Origin of the sequence: Natronococcus sp., assembly GCF_047921035.1 — an archaeon.
In the GTDB taxonomy this organism is placed as follows: Archaea; Halobacteriota; Halobacteria; order Halobacteriales; family Natrialbaceae; genus Natronococcus.
Map to the genome: position 1 here is coordinate 1 of NZ_JBLRWX010000230.1, position 1,283 is coordinate 1,283.

Annotated in this window: 2 protein-coding genes; both read left to right on the forward strand. The window is 65.2% G+C overall.

Going from position 1 to position 1,283, the window contains the following annotated elements:
• Nucleotides 1-929 (forward strand): extracellular solute-binding protein (locus tag ACNA7R_RS20400; RefSeq protein ID WP_416285365.1); only part of this gene is annotated, 929 nt, incomplete at its 5' end.
• Between the two features lie 83 nt (nucleotides 930-1,012).
• A partial coding sequence (locus tag ACNA7R_RS20405; protein WP_416285366.1) for an ATP-binding cassette domain-containing protein occupies nucleotides 1,013-1,283 on the forward strand: 271 nt, incomplete at its 3' end.

The following is a 1,283-nucleotide window of genomic DNA, read 5'->3' on the forward strand; positions in this document are numbered from 1 at the left end:
TCGCGCAATCAGGGCAGGTCGTGTGGATCACGCCCGCCCCGATCAACGAGATCGAGGAACAGGTGGGCGCCTTCAACGAGATCTATCCGGACATCCGCGTCGAAACCTTGTTCATGGGCGTCGGCGAGCTCACGACGCGCCTGCGCGCTGAGGCTGCGAACCCGCAGGCGGACGTCGCCTCCGACATCCCCGTCTCGTACATCCGCCAGAACCCCGACCTGTTCGCGTCCTACGTCTCCGAGCACGACGACGTCTTCGCCGACGACGTCAAGGACGCCGAGAACCAGACGTGGTACGGGCACTACGGCGGCCCGCAGGTCTTCATGGTCAACACGAACCTGATCCCCGAGGACGAAGCCCCGATGACCTGGGCGGACCTCGCCGATCCCCGGTACGAGGGCGAGATCATCATGGCGAACCCCGCGCTCTCCTCCTCGGCGTTCGCGCAGCTGTACGTGATGCTCACCATCGGTGGCTGGGACCTCGTCGAGGGCGTCTTGCAGAACGCGGTGATCACCCCCTCCTCGCGCCTCGCGTGGCAGGGCGTCGCGGACGGTGAGTACGGCATCGGCATGGTCACCGAGAGCACGGCGATCAACCTCCTGTACGAGGAGTACCCGGTCATCGTCTTCATCCCGGAGGACGGGACGAACAACATGGTGACGGGCCTCGCGATGATCGAGAACGCGCCGAACGCCGACAATGCGGCGCTGCTCTTCGAGTTCCTCAACTCGCGCGAGGCGCACGAGATGGTGGCGGGGCCGCCCTACTTCCGTCGCTCCGCGCGGCCCGACGTCGATTTGCACCCCACAATGACGCCCACCTCCGAGATCAACTTCGTCCTCTCGGTCGACGACATGATCAGCATCAGCGCCGAGGAGTACGCCGAGATCCTTGAGCGCTTCGACGACCTGATGGCAGGCCTGTAGATCACGCAGATCGTCGGTGCCGGCGGTGAACGCGCCGGCACCGACGAGCAGGCTAGGCGCGTATCTCTCGACTGGAGTCGTCCATGGCAATAGGTTTGGAAGCGCGCAACCTCACGAAGCGGTTCGGCCAGGGAGCCGAGGGTGTCACCGCCGTCAACGACGTCTCGTTCGAGATCCAGGAGGGCGAACTGTTCTCCTTGCTCGGCGAGAGCGGGTGCGGCAAGACCACGTTCCTGCGGGCGCTGAACCGGATGCACGACTACTCGCCCGGCGCCAGGATCACCGGGAGCGTATACCTGGGCGACACCGACATCTACGCCAACGGGATGAACCCCGTCGAGCTGAGGATCCGCG